Origin of the sequence: Bacillus cereus (genome assembly GCF_002567495.1) — a bacterium.
Lineage (GTDB): Bacteria > Bacillota > Bacilli > Bacillales > Bacillaceae_G > Bacillus_A > Bacillus_A cereus_AQ.
The window spans coordinates 1-321 of the sequence record NZ_NVAP01000134.1; the positions used below are offsets into that span (position 1 = coordinate 1).

The window sequence follows — 321 nt, forward strand, 5'->3', positions numbered from 1 at the left end:
GAATATAACAGACCGAGAGGGTGCCATCCAAATGTGTGAAAGGCATAAGAAAACATTAGACAAAGTGACAAATATACTTTGTGATGGCGGATATACGGGTCCATCCTTTGCAGAATCCATCAAAGAAACGATTAATTGTTCGATTGAAGTCATTAAACGCTCTGAACTTCACAAGTTTGGCGTGTTACCGAAACGCTGGATTGTGGAACGAACTTTTGCTTGGTTGGAAAATTACCGCAGACTTTGGAAAAATTGTGAACGAACGCTTGAAAATAGCAGACATAGTTGCTTATTGGCAGGTGTGGCAATTTTATTAAAAAG

Annotated in this window: 1 protein-coding gene; it reads left to right on the plus strand. The window is 39.3% G+C overall.

What is annotated here, in order from left to right:
• Positions 1 to 31: 31 nt before the first annotated feature.
• Positions 32 to 321 (plus strand): transposase (locus tag COK05_RS30815; protein WP_255290378.1); only part of this gene is annotated, 290 nt, incomplete at its 3' end.